Raw genomic sequence first — 18,529 nt, 5'->3', positions numbered from 1 at the left:
AGTCAATCAGGATTCAATATGAGTAATAGCCTCACGCTGTCATCTTTACTTTCTCCTTGGGGGGATTTTAGTGCTCCCGAGTTAGCGTCGATTGCGGTTGAGCAATTGGAACTCGACAGTCGTGCCATCAAGGACGGTGATATTTTTGTTGCCATTGTAGGGCACGCAGTCGATGGTCGTCGTTTTATCGATAAAGCCATTGCTCAAGGTGCAAAGGCGGTTATTGCACAAGCAAGCGATGACAAAACGCACGGCTTGGTTGAATGGTTAAATGCAGTGCCGGTGGTTTATGTATCTGATCTAAATTCAATTCTCTCTGAACTGGCCGGTCGTGTTTACTCGTCTCAGGCGACTAAGCTGATTGGTGTTACCGGCACCAATGGCAAAACCACTATCACCCAATTGATTGCTCAGTGGCTAGATTTAGTCGGCCAACGCTCTGCGGTAATGGGCACCACGGGTAACGGTTTTCTAGACAACCTTAAAACGGCGGCGAATACGACCGGTAGTGCGATTGAAATACAACGTACGCTGAGTGAGTTGGCTGAAGAAAACGCTGTTTATACCGCGATGGAAATCTCGTCTCATGGTTTGGTTCAAGGCCGAGTTAAGGCATTGGATTTTGAGGCTGGTGTATTTACTAACTTGAGCCGTGACCACTTGGATTACCACGGCACGATGCAAGAGTACGCTCTGGCTAAGAAGAGCTTGTTTACTCAGCATAAGTGTAAGCACGCTGTGATTAATGTTGATGATGAAGTCGGTAAAGCTTGGATGGCTGATCTGTCCAATGCAGTAGCTGTGTCATTGCTTCCGTTATCGGGCTACCAGCAGTCAGTATGGGCATCGGATGTTGCTTATGCAGAGACGGGTATCAAACTCGCTTTTGATGGTAGCTGGGGGCAGGGACAACTGTCTGTTCCTTTAATTGGCCAGTTCAACGCATCAAATGTATTGGTTGCTTTCGCGACCCTACTTGTACTAGGCATCGACAAGCAAACCTTGATCGACACAGCACCTCAATTGCAACCTGTTATTGGTCGCATGGAATTGTTCCAAGTACCAAACAAAGCGAAAGTGGTTGTCGACTACGCGCATACACCTGACGCATTAGAGAAAGCATTGGCAGCACTACGTGTACATTGCTCTGGAAAGCTATGGGCAATCTTTGGCTGCGGTGGTGATCGAGATACAGGCAAGCGCCCTATGATGGCGGTTACCGCAGAGCAGTTCGCCGATAACATTATTATTTCAGATGACAACCCTCGCAGTGAAGACCCGGCATTGATTGTTAAAGACATGCTGGCAGGTTTAAGTGAGCCTGAAGTCGCCTTTGTTGAACACGATCGCTTTCAGGCGGTTAAGTTTGCTCTAGAGCAGGCGGGTAATAACGACATTATTCTTCTGGCTGGTAAAGGCCATGAGGATTACCAAGTATTAAAAGACAAAACGATCCACTATTCGGATCGAGAGTCAGCACTACAACTTTTAGGTATTTCATAATGATTGATGTATCACTCGAGCAGATCTGCTCCGTGGTCAGTGGTCAGCTGATAGAGGCTGGCAAATCGAGCAATAGTTTGATCAATGCGGTTTCTACCGATACTCGCACCGTTGAAGAAGGTGCACTGTTTGTTGCTCTCGTAGGTGAACGTTTTGATGCGCATGATTTTTGTGGTCAGGCTGTTGAGGCCAATGCGAGTGCGTTATTAGTTCAACGAAAACTTGACCTAAATATTACTCAAGTTGTTGTTGAAGACACTAAACTTGCTTTAGGTCAGCTAAGTGCTTGGATCCACAAACAATGTAACGTGCCAACCATGGCGATAACAGGAAGCTGTGGCAAAACGACCGTCAAAGAGATGGTCGCGAGTATTCTACAACAACGTGGCAAAGTGCTGTTTACAGCGGGTAACTTCAATAATGATATTGGAGTACCACTAACCTTGCTGCGCAGTGAACCCAATGACGACTATGCCGTGATAGAACTGGGCGCGAACCACATTGGTGAAATTGCCTATACCACGCAGCTTGTGAAACCACAGGTGGCCTTAGTGAATAACGTTGCTGCCGCGCATCTAGAGGGCTTTGGCTCAATTGATGGTGTTAAACAAGCGAAAGGCGAAATTTTTCAGGGGCTTGCTGCTGGTGATACTGCTATTGTTAACCTAGAGAGCAATGGTGGTGACTTCTGGAAAGATGTGCTTGCAGACAAAAACGTACTGACCTTTTCTGAAAGTGATGACACGGCGGATTACTTTTCGACGAATATTCGCATCAACGAGCAGGGTGAAGCTTGCTTTGATATGCAGACCCCGCAAGGTGCTATCGATGTCGAACTTGGCATTATTGGTCAGCACAATGTAGCCAACGCATTAGCCGCAGCAGCACTGAGCATTCAATTCGGTGCCACGCTTGCAGAAATTAAAAGCGGTTTAGCGAATCTCATCTCAGTTAAAGGCCGAGTTGAGGTTCAACAATTAAGTCAGAATATCAAGCTGATAGATGACAGTTACAACGCCAGTGTACCGGCAATGAAGGCTGCAGCTAAATTGTTGTCGAGCTTCAAAGGTCAGCGTTGGTTGATTTTAGGCAATATGGCTGAGTTAGGCGATGAAAGCCTTGCACTTCACCGTCAAGTCGGTGAATATGCTGCCCCATTCGCTTTTGAGCATGTACTCACTTACGGTGATGATACCAAGGTGATTAGTGAAGTGTGTAACGGCACTCACTTTGCAACGCATGAAGCGATGATCGCGCACATAGAGCAGCACTTGAGCTTGCCAGAAAACGCGCCACATACCTTGTTGGTAAAAGGCGCCAATAGTGCAGGAATGAGTAAAATAGCCGCTGCTTTAAAGGAGAACTTTTCATGATAATTTGGCTTGCAGAGCTACTACAGCCACACTTTTCTTTTTTCCGTTTGTTCGAATACTTATCGTTTCGTGCAATCGCGAGCATTTTGACGGCTTTATGTCTGTCGCTGTGGATGGGACCTCGTTTAATTGAGCGTCTGCAAATGCTGCAAATTGGCCAAGTTGTTCGTAATGACGGCCCAGAGTCTCACTTCAGTAAGCGTGGTACACCAACCATGGGTGGTGTGATGATCCTTGCTGCGATCATCATTACGGTCTTACTTTGGGCTGACTTATCAAACCCTTACGTTTGGGCCGTACTTGTCGTGCTAGGCGGTTACGGTGCAGTTGGTTTTGTTGATGATTATCGTAAAGTCGTTCGTAAGAACACTGATGGCTTGATTGCGCGTTGGAAGTACTTCTGGCAATCGGCTATTGCATTGGTTGTGGCGTTTGCTCTGTATGCTCATGGGCAAGACACTGCTGCGACACAATTAGTGGTGCCTTTCTTTAAAGATGTGATGCCACAACTTGGTTTACTGTACATTGTTCTAACTTACTTTGTTATTGTGGGTACCAGTAACGCGGTAAACCTAACTGATGGCCTAGATGGCTTGGCGATTATGCCAACGGTTATGGTTGCTGCGGGTTTTGCTGTTATCGCTTGGGCGACAGGTAACGTTAACTTTGCAGCATACCTACACATTCCATACATCCCATACACCTCTGAACTGGTGGTGGTATGTACTGCTATCGTTGGTGCAGGCCTTGGCTTCCTATGGTTTAACACTTACCCAGCACAAGTATTCATGGGCGATGTTGGCTCTCTAGCACTGGGTGGTGCGTTAGGTGTGATTGCGGTACTCGTTCGTCAAGAGTTGGTACTAGTGATCATGGGTGGTGTGTTTGTAATGGAGACTCTGTCAGTGATTCTGCAGGTGGGCTCTTACAAATTGCGTGGTCAGCGTATTTTCCGCATGGCACCGATTCACCACCACTATGAACTTAAAGGTTGGCCAGAGCCGCGTGTTATCGTGCGTTTTTGGATAATCTCAATGGTATTAGTACTGGTTGGCCTAGCGACACTGAAAGTTCGTTAATCCTATGTGAGCCTCTGAGTAGGGGCTCTTTAAAACTATTAAGAGCATCTTGTTTAAATGGAACGTTGGCAAAATATTCAAAATGTAGTGGTTGTGGGGCTCGGTATTACCGGGCTCTCTGTCGTTAAACATCTCGTAAAATATCAGCCTCATACTCATGTGAAGGTGATTGATACGCGAGAGCTACCACCAGGAAAGGAATCTTTGCCTGAGTCGGTAGAGCTGCATTCTGGAAGCTGGAATAGCCAATGGTTAGCGGAAGCTGATTTGGTGGTAGCTAACCCAGGTATCGCCTTAGCAACCCCTGAAATTCAAGATGTGCTTCAAGCAGGTACGCCTGTTGTCGGTGACATTGAGTTGTTTGGCTGGGCGGTGAATAAACCTGTCGTGGCGATTACTGGTTCAAACGGCAAGAGTACCGTGACGGATTTGACAGGCGTACTTGCTAAAGCGGCTGGCCTTAACGTTGGTGTCGGTGGCAATATTGGTATTCCGGCTTTAGACCTTCTTGAGCTTGATGCAGATTTATATGTGCTTGAGCTTTCAAGCTTCCAGTTAGAAACCACATCGAACCTAAACCTTGTAGCAGCAGCCTTTTTGAACCTGTCAGAAGATCACATGGATCGCTATCAGGGTATGGCTGATTATCGTGAAGCCAAGTTAAGAATTTTTAATAACGCGCAGTGTGCGATTGTTAATCGTGAAGACAAAGATACTTACCCTGACCAGACAATGCCATTGTTGACTTTTGGCCTAGATAACCAAGAGTTTGGTGTATCAATGATTGATAGTACTGAGTGGCTAGTCGATCACGGTAAACCTGTCCTTGCTACCCAAGATTTAACATTGGTTGGACGTCACAATGTGGCGAATGCGTTAGTCTCACTTGCACTATTGAAGCAAGTTGGTATCGACTACAGCAAAAGTCTTGAGGCTTTGAAGGCCTATAACGGTTTGACGCATCGTTGCCAAGTCGTGGCTGACAAGCGCGAAATCAAATGGGTTAATGACTCCAAAGCAACGAATGTAGCCAGCACATTGGCAGCCCTGTCTGGGTTGGAGTATCAAGGTACGTTATATCTTTTGGTTGGCGGCGTTGGTAAAGGTGCTGACTTTAGTGAGTTTGAACCCGTATTGGCGCAACTTGAGCGTGTTCAGCTGTGCTGTTTCGGTGAAGATGCAGAGCAATTCATGCCTCTGCACCCATCGGCACAAAAGTTCGATACCATGCAGCAGATAATCGAATCTATCTCGCCACAGCTGGTGGCTGGAGATATGGTGATGCTGTCTCCGGCGTGCGCAAGCTTCGATCAATTTAATAATTTCATGGCAAGAGGTGATGCGTTCACTGAGCTTGCTCATGAGTATGCTTAACGTGTTGAAGGACTAACATTCAGTGCAAAGAGTCAAAGAGATTAATCAATCCATCTGGCAGTGGCTAAACCGTGCTACTCCCGAGGCGCTTTACGATCGTCAATTGGTGTGGATTGCTCTTGGGCTAATGCTGACAGGTTTGGTGATGGTGACGTCTGCTTCGTTCCCCATCAGTGCTCGTTTAACCGATCAGCCGTTTCACTTTATGTTCCGTCATGCCATCTTCCTTGTATTGGCGTTAGGTGTCTCTAGCGTCATATTGCAAATCCCGATGCAACGCTGGTTTCAATACAGTATGTATCTACTGGGCTTGTCCTTCTTCTTGCTGATTGTGGTATTAGCCGTCGGTAAGTCGGTTAACGGCGCATCGCGTTGGATCCCATTAGGGCTATTTAACTTACAACCCGCTGAAGTCGCCAAGTTATCGCTGTTTATCTTTATGGCGGGCTACTTGGTTCGGAAGCAAGATGAAGTGAGAAAAACCTTCTTCGGTGGTTTTGGTAAACCGATCATGGTATTCGGCGCTTTTGCCGTGCTGCTGCTAGGCCAGCCCGATTTAGGTACTGTGGTCGTAATGCTAGTGACCCTGTTCGGCATGCTATTCATTGCTGGTGCCAAGCTTTCACAGTTTATCGCCTTGATGGTGGCAGGTATTGCCGCGGTCGTCGGTTTGATTGTTATAGAACCTTATCGTGTTCGACGTGTTACCTCATTCTGGGAACCTTGGAACGACCCGTTCGGCAGTGGTTACCAGTTAACTCAGTCATTGATGGCGTTTGGCCGTGGTGATTGGATGGGGCAAGGGCTCGGTAACTCAATTCAGAAACTCGAATACTTACCCGAAGCGCACACCGATTTTGTATTTGCTGTGTTGGCAGAAGAATTGGGTTTTGTTGGCGTGACCTTGGTCTTGATACTCATCTTTAGCTTGGTTTTTAAAGCCATTTTTATTGGCAAAAAAGCCTTTGAACACGATCAAGTGTTCAGCGGCTATCTGGCTTTTGGTATTGGTATTTGGTTTGCGTTTCAGACGCTTGTTAACGTAGGTGCTGCATCTGGCATCGTTCCGACCAAAGGTCTAACCCTACCGCTAATCAGTTATGGTGGTTCGAGTTTAATTGTTATGTCTGTGGCGGTATCAATGCTGCTGCGCATTGACCACGAATGCCGAATGCAACAAAAAGAACAAGCTGATAGTCAAAACGAATTAGTAGAATAAGAATCTAACGTGATGAAACAAAACAAAAAACTTTTAGTGATGGCTGGTGGTACTGGCGGTCACGTTTTCCCAGGGTTAGCAGTAGCGAAAAAGCTTCAGCAACAAGGTTGGGAAATTCGCTGGTTAGGCACAGCAGACAGAATGGAAGCGGATTTAGTGCCAAAGCATGGCATTGAAATCGACTTCATCAAAGTGAAAGGCCTGCGTGGTCAAGGCATTAGCAAGTTAATTAAAGCGCCGTTCCAGATTATTAATGCCATACTTCAAGCAAGGCAACACATCAAAGCATGGCAGCCTGATGTGGTACTTGGTATGGGTGGCTACGTGAGTGGCCCGGGTGGTATCGCGGCATGGTTGTCTGGCATTCCAGTGGTTCTCCATGAACAAAATGCAGTGGCAGGTTTAACCAACCAATGGCTGTCTAAGATTGCTAAAAAGGTTTTCCAAGCTTTCCCTGGTGCGTTTCCTACTGCAGAAGTGGTGGGTAACCCAGTACGCGAAGATGTGGTTGCCTTAGCTGAACCCGAGCAACGCATGGCTGAGCGTGATGGTGACATCCGCATCTTGGTTATGGGCGGCAGTCAGGGCGCAAAAATCCTAAACGATACCTTGCCAGTAACGATGGCGCAGCTTGGTGAAGGCTTCACTGTGATGCACCAAGCGGGTAAGAACAATCAACAACAAGTTATTGAGCAATACAAATCACATTCTGTTGGTAATGTTCAAGTGACTGAATTTATTGATGATGTGGCGCAAGCTTATGAGTGGGCAGATCTATTAGTGTGTCGCTCAGGAGCATTAACCGTATCTGAAGTCTCTGCGGCGGGTGTGGGTTCTATCTTCGTTCCGTTTATGCACAAAGACAGACAGCAAGCGTTGAACGCCGATCACTTAGTTGAATGTGGCGCTGCGTTAATGATTGAACAGCCTCAATTGACGGCTGATAAGCTAGCGAACACGATCGCTGAGCTTGATAGAAATGAATTAAAAATGATGGCAACAAAAGCTCGTCAAGCCGCCAAGCTTGATGCTGATGTGACCGTCGCTGAAGCGATTAAAGCTTTAGCAAAATAATGAGATTGAATTGATGACGATTGAACATACCCAAGACTTAGCGCAAATCCGTGCAATGGTGCCAGAGATGCGCCGTGTTAAATCTATCCACTTCATTGGTATTGGTGGTGCCGGAATGAGCGGGATTGCTGAAGTCTTGCTAAATGAAGGCTACCAGATCACGGGTTCTGATATTGCTCAAAACCCAGTGACTGATCGTTTAGTTAGCAAGGGTGCGACCGTTTATATCGGTCACCAAGCGAGTAACGTTGCCGACGCAAGTGTGGTGGTTGTTTCAACCGCTATCAACGAAGAAAACCCAGAAATTATTGCAGCTCGTGAAGCGCGCACACCGATCGTTCGTCGTGCAGAAATGCTGGCTGAGCTGATGCGTTTTCGTCACGGTATTGCTGTGGCAGGTACGCACGGTAAAACAACCACGACTGCGCTAGTGACACAGATTTACTCGGAAGCCGGCCTAGATCCAACCTTCGTAAACGGTGGTTTGGTTAAAAGTGCAGGCACAAACGCACGTTTAGGTTCAAGCCGTATCCTTATCGCTGAAGCTGATGAAAGTGATGCTTCATTTTTACATCTGCAACCTATGGTTAGTATCGTGACAAACATTGAAGCGGATCATATGGATACCTATGGCGGCGATTTCGAAACGCTAAAGCAGACATTTATCGATTTCCTACACAACCTGCCGTTCTACGGCCAGGCTGTGATGTGTGTAGATGATCCTGTTGTACGTGAACTTATCCCTCAGGTGAGCCGCCAAGTGATTACTTACGGCTTCTCTGAAGACGCAGATATTCGTATTGAAAACTACGTACAAGAAGGTCAACAAGGCAAGTTTACGGTTGTACGTGAAGGTAAAGCTAACTTAGATATCACGTTGAACATTCCAGGTCGCCACAACGCATTGAATGCATCGGCTGCGATTGCTGTTGCAACAGAAGATGACATCAGCGATGAAGCGATTCTCAAAGCGATGGCGGGAACGGAAGGCACGGGTCGCCGTTTCGATCACCTAGGTGAGTATGAAACAGGTAAAGGCGTTGCAATGCTGGTCGATGATTACGGTCATCACCCAACCGAAGTTGATGTGACGATTCAAGCTGCTCGTAGTGGCTGGACTGATAAACGTCTTGTTATGATCTTCCAACCGCACCGTTATAGCCGTACTCGCGATCTGTATGATGATTTCGCGAACGTTCTTGAGCAGGTTGATGTCCTAATTCTGTTAGATGTTTATTCTGCAGGTGAGAAACCTATTGCAGGGGCTGACGGACGCTCATTAAGTCGAACTATTCGTGGGCGTGGTAAGATAGACCCAATCTTTGTTGCCGATATCAACGCACTGCCATCGGCTTTAGCCAACGTAATTCAAGGCGGTGACCTTGTTTTAACGCAGGGTGCAGGCGATGTTGGTCGAGTAGCGAAGCAGTTGGAATCGTTACAGTTAGACATTAATAAAATGCAGAACGCGTAACAGAATACTGTCTACAGACTGTGGTCAATCGCTCACTTCTTGCGATTGACCTAAAATTGACCAAAAATCTTATTATCAACGTTTGATAGTTTGATTTTGCTCAGTATAATTCATAGGTTAAAGTAAGTGCTTTTACCTCTATTACGAAGATAGGGAATAGAATTGCGAACCAACGACAGGGAATGCGGGCTTTGGTAGAAAGTACTTTTAGCGAAAACCGCCACCTATTCAGTTTACCGTCGCTCAAGAAACACGCCTTAGGCGGGTCTTTTTTTGTCATGGTATTGCTATTCATTGGGTTTCTTTTCTATACCACACTAACTTGGATGTGGGACGATCAGCGATTGCCTCTCTCCAAAATAGTACTTCAAGGCGACTTAACTTACGTAACCGCTGGTGATGTTCAACATGCCTTTAGCGAGCTAGAGCACATTGGAACCTTCATGTCGCAAGACATCGGTGTGTTGCAAGACAGTTTAGAAGCGTTACCTTGGGTTTCAGTGGTCTCCATTCGTAAGCAGTGGCCAGACACAATAAAAGTATTTTTGACTGAGTACCATGCGGCAGCAATCTGGAACGGTAACATGCTGCTGAATGACGATGGTCAGGTGTTTAATGGTGATATCGGCCTGTTGAAGGGCGATAGAGTTAAGCTTTACGGCCCAGACGGCACCAGCCAAGAAGTGATAGAAAAGTGGCGACAGATAACCCCTTTGATTAACAGTCTAGGGTTAACCGTTACCTCTCTCGTTCTCAATGAGCGTCGCGCTTGGCAAATAATCCTAGATAACGGTATCCGTTTAGAACTAGGTAAAGATTCTTTAGATGAGCGTGTTGAACGCTTCATTTCGCTTTACAACGAACTTGGTAGTAAAGCGAATCAAGTGAGCTACATCGACCTCAGGTATGATACGGGAGCCGCTGTAGGCTGGTTTCCAGAGCAAGAGTTAGAAGAGAGCACAGATGACTAAGACCGCAGATGACAACATAATCGTTGGTCTTGATATAGGCACTGCGACCATATCAGCTCTAGTTGGTGAAATATTGCCTGATGGTCAAATCAATATCATTGGTTCAGGGCAAAGCCCATCCAGAGGTATGGATAAAGGTGGTGTAAACGACCTAGAGTCGGTAGTTAAGTCGGTTCAGCGAGCTATTGATCAAGCAGAGTTGATGGCGGAATGCCAAATCAGCAATGTATTTATCTCGCTATCGGGTAAACATATCGCAAGCCGAATTGAAAAAGGCATGGGCACTATCTCTGATGAAGAGGTGTCTCAAGACGATATGGATCGAGCGATCCATACCGCGAAATCAATTAAAATAGGTGATGAGCAGAGAATTCTGCACGTGATCCCACAAGAATTTACCATTGATTATCAAGAAGGGATTAAGAACCCACTTGGCTTATCTGGTGTTCGAATGGAAGTCAGTGTTCACCTAATTTCTTGCCATAGCGACATGGCGAGAAACATTATTAAAGCTGTTGAACGATGTGGTCTCACAGTAGAACAAATCGTGTTTTCAGGACTTGCCTCAAGCAATGCGGTAATTACTGAAGACGAGAGAGAGCTTGGAGTATGTGTTGTCGATATCGGTGCGGGTACAATGGATATTTCCATTTGGACTGGCGGCGCACTTCGACACACAGAAGTCTTTTCCTACGCAGGAAATGCAGTAACCAGTGATATTGCCTTCGCTTTCGGCACGCCAGTGAGCGATGCTGAAGAGATAAAAGTAAACCATGGTTGCGCTCTGAGTGAACTCGTAAGCAAGGATGACTCTGTTAACGTCCCAAGTGTTGGTGGTCGCCCATCGAGAAGTTTGCAACGACAAACTTTGTCGGAAGTGATTGAACCACGTTACACTGAACTTATGGGTCTCGTTAACCAAACTATTGATACGGTTCAATTACAGCTACGAGATGAAGGTATTAAACACCACCTTGCAGCTGGCGTCGTTCTCACTGGTGGAGCGGCACAAATTGACGGATTGGTAGAGTGTGCGGAACGTGTTTTCCGCAATCAAGTTCGAGTTGGTAAGCCGTTAGAAGTTAGTGGCTTAACTGACTATGTTAAAGAGCCGTATCATTCTACGGCGGTTGGTTTACTTCATTACGCAAGAGATTGTCAGATCAGTGATGAAGGTGATTACAGCGAACCTAAGCGTTCAGCACCTTCTATGTCTGGTTTATTTGGCAAATTGCGTAATTGGATACAAAAAGAGTTTTAACCTGAGTTGCAGGAAAAAACGGAGATAACACATGTTTGAACCGATGATGGAAATGTCTGACGATGCAGTAATTAAAGTCGTTGGAGTTGGTGGCGGTGGCGGTAACGCTGTTGAGCACATGGTACGTGAATCAATCGAAGGCGTAGAATTCATCAGTGTTAACACTGATGCACAAGCACTTCGTAAAACAAGCGTGAGCAGCGTGATCCAAATTGGTGGTGATATCACTAAAGGTTTGGGCGCTGGTGCAAACCCACAAGTAGGCCGTGATGCAGCTCTCGAAGATCGAGAAAGAATTAAAGAAGTTCTAACTGGCGCCGATATGGTATTTATCGCAGCTGGTATGGGCGGTGGGACTGGTACAGGTGCTGCTCCAGTTATTGCTGAAGTTGCGAAAGAGTTGGGTGTGCTGACGGTTGCTGTTGTAACTAAGCCATTTAGCTTTGAAGGCAAAAAGCGTTTAGCGTTTGCTGAGCAAGGTATTGAAGAGCTTTCTAAACATGTGGATTCATTAATTACGATTCCAAATGAAAAGCTACTTAAAGTACTTGGCCGCGGCGTAACTCTGCTAGAAGCTTTCGCAAGTGCAAATGATGTACTTAAAAACGCTGTACAAGGTATCGCTGAGCTAATTACTCGCCCTGGTATGATTAACGTCGATTTCGCGGATGTTCGCACCGTAATGTCTGAGATGGGTCATGCAATGATGGGTAGCGGTATCGCAAAAGGTGAAGACCGTGCTGAAGAAGCTGCTGAAACGGCAATTTCTAGCCCACTACTAGAAGACATCGACCTAGCTGGCGCACGTGGCGTTCTTGTGAACATCACAGCAGGCCTAGATATGCGTCTAGATGAATTCGAAACAGTAGGTAATACAGTTAAGGCATTCGCATCTGATAACGCAACAGTTGTGATTGGTACTTCTCTAGACCCTGATATGACGGATGAAATCCGTGTAACTGTTGTAGCAACAGGTATCGGCACAGAGAAAAAACCAGACATTACATTAGTTGCTGGTGGTAAAGCTAAGGTTGCACCAACTCCTCAACCACAGGTAGCGGCTCAAACTGCACCAAAAGTGGAAGAGAAAATGGCACAGCCATTGCAAGAGAAAACTGAGGTTAAACCTCAAGTTAAGCCACAGCCAACAACGTCACCTGTTTCTTCAGGTACAGGCGCTAGCCAGAGTGCTGCACCTAAAGCTGAGAAAGAGAGTGGATACTTAGATATTCCAGCATTCTTACGACGTCAGGCTGATTAACAAATACCCAAAATTTGACTATCGTCGAATTAATGGTAAAATTCGCGGTCGGTAAATACTGACCGTGATTTGTAGCACTGATAACGAGGCAAGCAGATGATCAGACAACGTACTCTGAAAGAAATTGTGAAAACAACTGGTGTGGGTCTCCACTCTGGTCGTAAAGTCACACTTACTCTTCGCCCGGCAGCTGCAAATACAGGTATTGTTTATCGTCGTACTGATGTAAATCCACCTGTAGATTTCCCAGCTGATCCAGCATCAGTTCGTGACACTATGTTATGTACTGCTCTTGTTAACGACGAAGGCGTACGTATTTCTACAGTGGAACACCTTAACGCAGCTTTAGCGGGTATGGGTATCGACAACATTATTGTTGAGGTTGATGCACCAGAGATCCCAATTATGGATGGTAGCGCAAGCCCATTTGTATATTTGCTACAGCAAGCAGGTGTAGAAACACTGAATGCAGCGAAGCGTTTTATTCGAATCAAAAAGCCTATCCGTTTTGAAGATGGCGATAAGTGGGCAGAATTCGTCCCATTTAACGGCTTCCGCATGGACTTTGAGATCGACTTTAACCATCCCGCTATTGAATCTGATGAGCAACGTTTGTTGTTTGATTTCTCTTCACAAGGTTTTGTGAAAGAAATTTCTCGCGCTCGTACTTTCGGTTTCATGCGTGATATTGAGTATCTACAATCCCAAAATCTAGTACTTGGCGGTAGCTTTGATAATGCTATCGTACTGGACGAATACCGAATTCTTAATGAAGAAGGTCTACGTTTTGACAATGAGTTCGTAACTCATAAAGTACTAGATGCGATTGGTGACTTGTACATGTGTGGACACGCTATTATTGGTGAGTTTCGTGCATACAAATCAGGTCACGGCCTAAACAACCAACTACTACGTGCAGTACTTGCTGACGCAGAAGCTTGGGAATGGGCAACATTCGAAGAAGAAGTAGGCTCTCCTGTTGCATTTGCTGAACCAGGAATGGTTCTAGCGTAATTGTTGTTTACAGCAATATAAGATTTCGAAAACCAGGTCATTGACCTGGTTTTTTTGTATCTATTTTCCAGATACAGTGTCGTCAACATCCGAAAGTTGTCTCCCAATGAGCTGCAGTCTGGCTAATCCATCAGCAATTAGAAAGAAAAGTTCCAAGCACATCAAACAAATGGGGTTATAAATGGTTGTTGGTGTGAAAATTACTTACACTAAAGGGCATTAATTTTAACTCAAGCCTTGAAAACTCTACTCTCAAGTACAATATCAAAGATACTAGATTTATCTCAGTATCCTTGGTTAGTAACTGAAGACTAGTTCATAGCTAGTAGAGACACTGACGGCATTTAAAATAGATCGCGGACGATCTGAGAACTAAGAGATTCCAAGCACATGATTACTAAGCTGCTGACAAAGGTAATTGGCAGTCGCAATGACAGAACACTGCGCCGCCTTAGAAAAATTGTAAAAGAAATTAATAACTTCGAACCAACGTTTGAAGCACTTTCAGACGAAGAACTAAAAGCAAAAACGGTTGAATTTCGTGAGCGCTTAGATAAAGGTGAATCGCTAGACCAACTTCTACCTGAAGCATTTGCTACGGTACGTGAAGCGTCTAAGCGTGTTTACGGCATGCGTCACTTTGACGTGCAAATGATTGGTGGCATGGTTCTAAATGCTGGCCAAATTGCAGAAATGCGTACTGGTGAAGGTAAGACTCTTACAGCAACCCTACCAGCTTATCTTAACGCCCTACCTAGCAAAGGTGTTCACGTAGTAACGGTGAACGACTACCTAGCGAAGCGTGATGCGGAAACAAACCGCCCATTATTTGAATTCCTTGGTATGACTGTTGGCGTAAACGTGCCAAACATGGCTCCACCAGAGAAGAAAGAAGCGTACCAAGCGGATATCCTATACGGAACAAACAACGAGTTTGGCTTCGATTACCTACGTGACAACATGGCTTTCCGTGCTGAAGATCGTGTTCAACGTGAGCGCTTCTTTGCTGTTGTCGATGAGGTTGACTCAATCTTAATCGATGAAGCTCGTACTCCACTTATTATCTCTGGCCCAGCTGAAGATAGTTCAGATCTTTACACGCGTATTAACACGTTGATCCCTAACCTTGAGCGCCAAGATAAAGAAGATTCTGAAGAGTACCGTGGTGAAGGTCACTACACCATGGACGAGAAATCGAAACAGGTTCACCTGACTGAAAACGGTCAAGAATTTGTAGAAGAGCTAATGGTCAAAAACGGCCTGATGGAAGAGGGTGACACGCTTTACTCTCCAACTAATATCAGCCTATTGCACCATGTTAATGCAGCGCTGCGTGCACACGTACTGTTTGAGAAAGACGTCGACTACATCGTTACTGAAGAAGGCGAAGTGGTTATCGTTGATGAACATACTGGTCGTACTATGCCAGGTCGTCGTTGGTCTGAAGGTTTACACCAAGCTGTTGAAGCTAAAGAAGGTGTGAAGATTCAGAATGAAAACCAGACGCTAGCATCGATTACATTCCAGAACTTCTTCCGTCTATACGAAAAACTGTCAGGTATGACAGGTACAGCCGATACAGAAGCTTTCGAATTTCAGTCTATCTACGGCCTAGAAACAGTGGTTATCCCAACCAACAAGCCTATGGTCCGTAACGATATGCCAGATGTGGTTTATCGTACCGAAGAAGACAAGTTCAATGCGATCATTGAAGACATCAAAGACCGTGTAGCTGCTGGTCAGCCATCATTGGTTGGTACGGTTTCTATCGAGAAGTCTGAACTACTGTCTAACGCACTGAAAAAAGCAAAAATTAAGCACAGCGTTCTAAATGCTAAATTCCACGAAATGGAAGCAGAGATCGTTGCACAAGCTGGTATGCCGAGTGCGGTAACTATCGCAACTAACATGGCTGGTCGTGGTACCGATATCGTATTAGGTGGTAGCTGGCAGGCACAAGTTGAGAAGCTAGAGAATCCAACCAAAGAGCAGATCGAGAAGATCAAAGCTGACTGGAGAGTAATCCACGATAAAGTGCTTGAGTCAGGTGGTCTGCACATCATTGGTACTGAGCGTCATGAATCTCGCCGTATCGACAACCAGCTACGTGGTCGTTCTGGTCGTCAAGGTGATGCGGGTTCTTCTCGTTTCTACCTATCAATGGAAGATTCTCTGCTACGTATCTTCACATCGGATCGTATGGCTGGTCTTATCCAAAGTGGTATGGATGAAGGCGAAGCGATCGAATCTAAGATGCTTTCTCGCTCAATTGAAAAAGCACAACGTAAAGTTGAAGGTCGTAACTTCGATATTCGTAAGCAGCTTCTTGAGTACGATGATGTAGCCAATGACCAACGTAAAGTGGTTTATGAGCTTCGTGATGAACTGATGAGCTCTGACGATATCAGCGAGATGATCGAACACAACCGTGAAGATGTATTGGCATCAGTGATTGATGAATACATCGCACCTCAGTCTCTTGAAGATATGTGGGATATCGCGGGTCTGCAAGATCGTCTGAAGAATGACTTCGATCTAGACTTTGATATTCAAGGTTGGTTAGACGAAGACGACAAGCTTTATGAAGAAGCATTGCGTGAGCGTATTCTTGCTATGGCGGTTGATTCGTACAAACAGAAAGAAGAAGTGGTTGGTGCTCAAGTACTGCGTAACTTCGAGAAATCTGTGATGTTACAAACGCTAGACGGCCTTTGGAAAGAGCACTTGGCTGCGATGGATCACCTTCGTCAAGGTATCCACTTACGTGGTTATGCTCAGAAGAACCCGAAACAAGAGTACAAGCGCGAGTCGTTTGAACTGTTTGAAGGCCTACTAGATGTACTGAAAACAGACGTTGTTACCATCCTTTCTAAAGTGCGCGTTCAGCAACAAGAAGAAGTTGAAAAGATGGAAGCTCAACGTCAAGCTCAAGCTGAAGAAGCGGCGCGTCGTGCACAAGCGCAACATGCAACAGCTGAAAACCAGCTAGCTGACGATGAAGCTGAAGCGGCATCTCCACAAACGGTAGTGCGTGACGAGCGTAAAGTTGGCCGTAACGAGCCATGCCCATGTGGTAGCGGTAAGAAGTACAAGCAGTGTCACGGTAAAATCGCGTAAGTTTAATGAATCGTTGCTGTAGCGCATGATAGCTGCGTTGGTGGTACTCACTTACAGTCGTAAGCTCCGTGCCACCGCCTTGCTCTCATACACTACAACTTAGCTTCATAAAACTGACAAATAGAATATAAAGAGTCGCTTAGGCGGCTCTTTTTGTATGTAAATTTCATGGCTTACTTTGTTACGCAAGGAAGTCGCCATTCCCTATAGCGAGAACGAGCGTAGTAGGGAATCTCGTTTAGTTAGGCTCACGTTGTTTTAGCTCCCCAGCTCAGTCGGTCCTCCTTCTTGAGGATGACGTATTCAGGGACTATGTGAGTTCACGTTTTATTAAGGAACACCATCATATGAAAAGAATCCACATTGTAGCGGGCATTATCTTCAACCAAGATAAGTCACAGGTATTTATCACTAAACGTCCAGACGACAAACACAAAGGCGGTTTCTGGGAATTTCCAGGTGGCAAGGTTGAAGAGGGTGAAACCATTGAGCAAGCGATGACTCGCGAGCTTGATGAAGAGATTGGCATCAAGGTGACAGAGCAGTCTCTGTTTGAGCACCTTGAATTTGATTACACGGATAAGTCACTTAAGTTCGATTTCATTCTCGTGACTGATTTTGAAGAGCAGCCTTATGGCAAAGAAGGTCAACAAGGTGAATGGGTAAGCCTAGAATCATTGAATCAATACGCCTTCCCAGAGGCAAATGTGCCAATTTTAGAGCGAGTAATAAAAGAGTTTTCGTAATTGCTAGCCTGAGTTTGAGATTGTTGTTAGTTTAAAGAGATTAATCGATTGAACGTTGCTGCAAGAGATAAGTGGCAACGGTAACCAAAACAATGGAGATATTCGCAGTGGTAAGAATTGCAATTGCAGGAGCAGCGGGCCGCATGGGCCGCAACTTGGTGAAAGCCGCTCATCATAATTCAGAAGCAAGTGTTGGAGCTGGTTCAGAGCGTCCAGAGTCATCTTTGGTCGGCGTAGATGTCGGCGAGTTATGCGGTGAAGGTCGTTTTGATGTTGCTTTAGTCGATGATTTGTCTAAAGCCATCGAAGAGTTTGATGTGATTGTCGATTTTACTGCCCCTGTTAGCACATTAGCGAATATTGAACTTTGTAAACGTCACGGTAAAAAACTGATCATCGGTACAACGGGCTTCTCTGAAGAAGAGAAGCAGGTGATTGATGCTGCTTCAAAAGAGATGGCTATCGTAATGGCACCTAACTACAGCGTTGGTGTGAACCTGGTCTTTAAGCTGCTAGAGAAGGCCGCTAAAGTGATGGGCGATTACTGTGATGTCGAGATCGTTGAGGCTCATCACCGTCATAAAGTCGATGCACCGTCAGGTACTGCGATTGGTATGGGCGAAGCTATTGCGGGTGCTATGGGCAACGAGCTGAACGATGTAGCTGTATGGTCACGCGAGGGTATTACTGGCGAGCGCACTAAAGATGAGATTGGTTTCGCGACGATTCGTGCCGGTGACATTATTGGTGAACACACCGCTATGTTTGCTGATATCGGTGAACGAGTGGAAATTACCCATAAAGCCACTGATCGAATGACCTTTGCTAATGGCGCAATCAAGGCCGCGGTTTGGTTAAATGATAAACCAGCAGGCTTTTATACCATGACGGATGTGCTTGGTTTGAATGACCTATAAATAGATATTTATGCGCTGGCAATTGCCGGCGCTTTCTTTATTTGGTGCCTTTTCCTTAGTAATCTCACTTCTCCGATCTTCCTTCTACTTTCTTCTTATCGCCTTTTTGACTCCATTTCTATGCTGTTTATGTGGTCTTTAGTATG

General features: G+C 45.6%; 14 protein-coding genes. All 14 read left to right on the top strand.

Annotated elements, in window-relative coordinates; all coding sequences use genetic code 11:
- Positions 1-18: 18 nt before the first annotated feature.
- A complete protein-coding gene (murE, locus tag AB4517_RS13060) occupies positions 19-1,503 on the top strand; it encodes a UDP-N-acetylmuramoyl-L-alanyl-D-glutamate--2,6-diaminopimelate ligase (protein ID WP_372148455.1) in 1,485 nt (494 codons plus the stop codon).
- A complete protein-coding gene (gene murF, locus AB4517_RS13055) occupies positions 1,503-2,876 on the top strand; it encodes a UDP-N-acetylmuramoyl-tripeptide--D-alanyl-D-alanine ligase (RefSeq protein ID WP_372083351.1) in 1,374 nt (457 codons plus the stop codon). The genes murE and murF overlap by 1 nt, the downstream gene beginning before the upstream one ends.
- Positions 2,873-3,955 (top strand): phospho-N-acetylmuramoyl-pentapeptide-transferase, encoded by a 1,083-nt coding sequence (mraY, locus tag AB4517_RS13050; protein ID WP_017059284.1) that lies wholly within the window; start codon positions 2,873-2,875, stop codon positions 3,953-3,955. Before murF ends, mraY begins: the two co-directional genes overlap by 4 nt.
- 57 nt (positions 3,956-4,012) lie before the next feature.
- Entirely contained in the window at positions 4,013-5,329 is a 1,317-nt protein-coding gene (gene murD / locus AB4517_RS13045; RefSeq protein WP_372083352.1) for a UDP-N-acetylmuramoyl-L-alanine--D-glutamate ligase, read from the top strand.
- Between the two features lie 22 nt (positions 5,330-5,351).
- Positions 5,352-6,548 (top strand): cell division protein FtsW, encoded by a 1,197-nt coding sequence (gene ftsW / locus AB4517_RS13040; RefSeq protein WP_017059286.1) that lies wholly within the window; start codon positions 5,352-5,354, stop codon positions 6,546-6,548.
- Positions 6,549-6,560: 12 nt separating this feature from the next.
- Positions 6,561-7,622 (top strand): undecaprenyldiphospho-muramoylpentapeptide beta-N-acetylglucosaminyltransferase, encoded by a 1,062-nt coding sequence (gene murG / locus AB4517_RS13035; protein ID WP_372083353.1) that lies wholly within the window; start codon positions 6,561-6,563, stop codon positions 7,620-7,622.
- Positions 7,623-7,635: 13 nt separating this feature from the next.
- Positions 7,636-9,096: a UDP-N-acetylmuramate--L-alanine ligase gene (gene murC / locus AB4517_RS13030; protein WP_017059288.1), complete on the top strand. Its 1,461-nt coding sequence runs from the start codon at positions 7,636-7,638 to the stop codon at positions 9,094-9,096.
- A gap of 278 nt (positions 9,097-9,374) precedes the next feature.
- A complete protein-coding gene (locus AB4517_RS13025) occupies positions 9,375-10,067 on the top strand; it encodes a cell division protein FtsQ/DivIB (protein WP_017059290.1) in 693 nt (230 codons plus the stop codon).
- Positions 10,060-11,328 (top strand): cell division protein FtsA, encoded by a 1,269-nt coding sequence (gene ftsA, locus AB4517_RS13020; RefSeq protein WP_010434747.1) that lies wholly within the window; start codon positions 10,060-10,062, stop codon positions 11,326-11,328. The genes AB4517_RS13025 and ftsA overlap by 8 nt, the downstream gene beginning before the upstream one ends.
- A 31-nt stretch (positions 11,329-11,359) precedes the next feature.
- On the top strand, positions 11,360-12,589 hold the full coding sequence (gene ftsZ / locus AB4517_RS13015) for a cell division protein FtsZ (RefSeq protein ID WP_010434749.1): 1,230 nt from the start codon (positions 11,360-11,362) through the stop codon (positions 12,587-12,589).
- A 96-nt stretch (positions 12,590-12,685) separates the two neighbouring features.
- On the top strand, positions 12,686-13,603 hold the full coding sequence (lpxC, locus tag AB4517_RS13010) for a UDP-3-O-acyl-N-acetylglucosamine deacetylase (RefSeq protein WP_010434751.1): 918 nt from the start codon (positions 12,686-12,688) through the stop codon (positions 13,601-13,603).
- Between the two features lie 390 nt (positions 13,604-13,993).
- Positions 13,994-16,720: a preprotein translocase subunit SecA gene (secA, locus tag AB4517_RS13005; protein WP_017059292.1), complete on the top strand. Its 2,727-nt coding sequence runs from the start codon at positions 13,994-13,996 to the stop codon at positions 16,718-16,720.
- Positions 16,721-17,067: 347 nt separating this feature from the next.
- Positions 17,068-17,466 carry an 8-oxo-dGTP diphosphatase MutT gene (mutT, locus tag AB4517_RS13000; protein ID WP_048618233.1) on the top strand — a complete coding sequence of 133 codons (399 nt, stop codon included), beginning with the start codon at positions 17,068-17,070 and terminating at the stop codon, positions 17,464-17,466.
- Between the two features lie 92 nt (positions 17,467-17,558).
- Positions 17,559-18,383 carry a 4-hydroxy-tetrahydrodipicolinate reductase gene (gene dapB / locus AB4517_RS12995; RefSeq protein WP_020628676.1) on the top strand — a complete coding sequence of 275 codons (825 nt, stop codon included), beginning with the start codon at positions 17,559-17,561 and terminating at the stop codon, positions 18,381-18,383.
- Positions 18,384-18,529 lie beyond the last annotated feature (146 nt).

Source organism: Vibrio sp. 10N.222.52.C3 (genome assembly GCF_041474195.1).
Classification (GTDB): domain Bacteria; phylum Pseudomonadota; class Gammaproteobacteria; order Enterobacterales; family Vibrionaceae; genus Vibrio; species Vibrio crassostreae_C.
The sequence above is the reverse complement of the archived record's forward strand: the minus strand, read 5'-3'. Positions and strand labels throughout refer to the sequence as shown.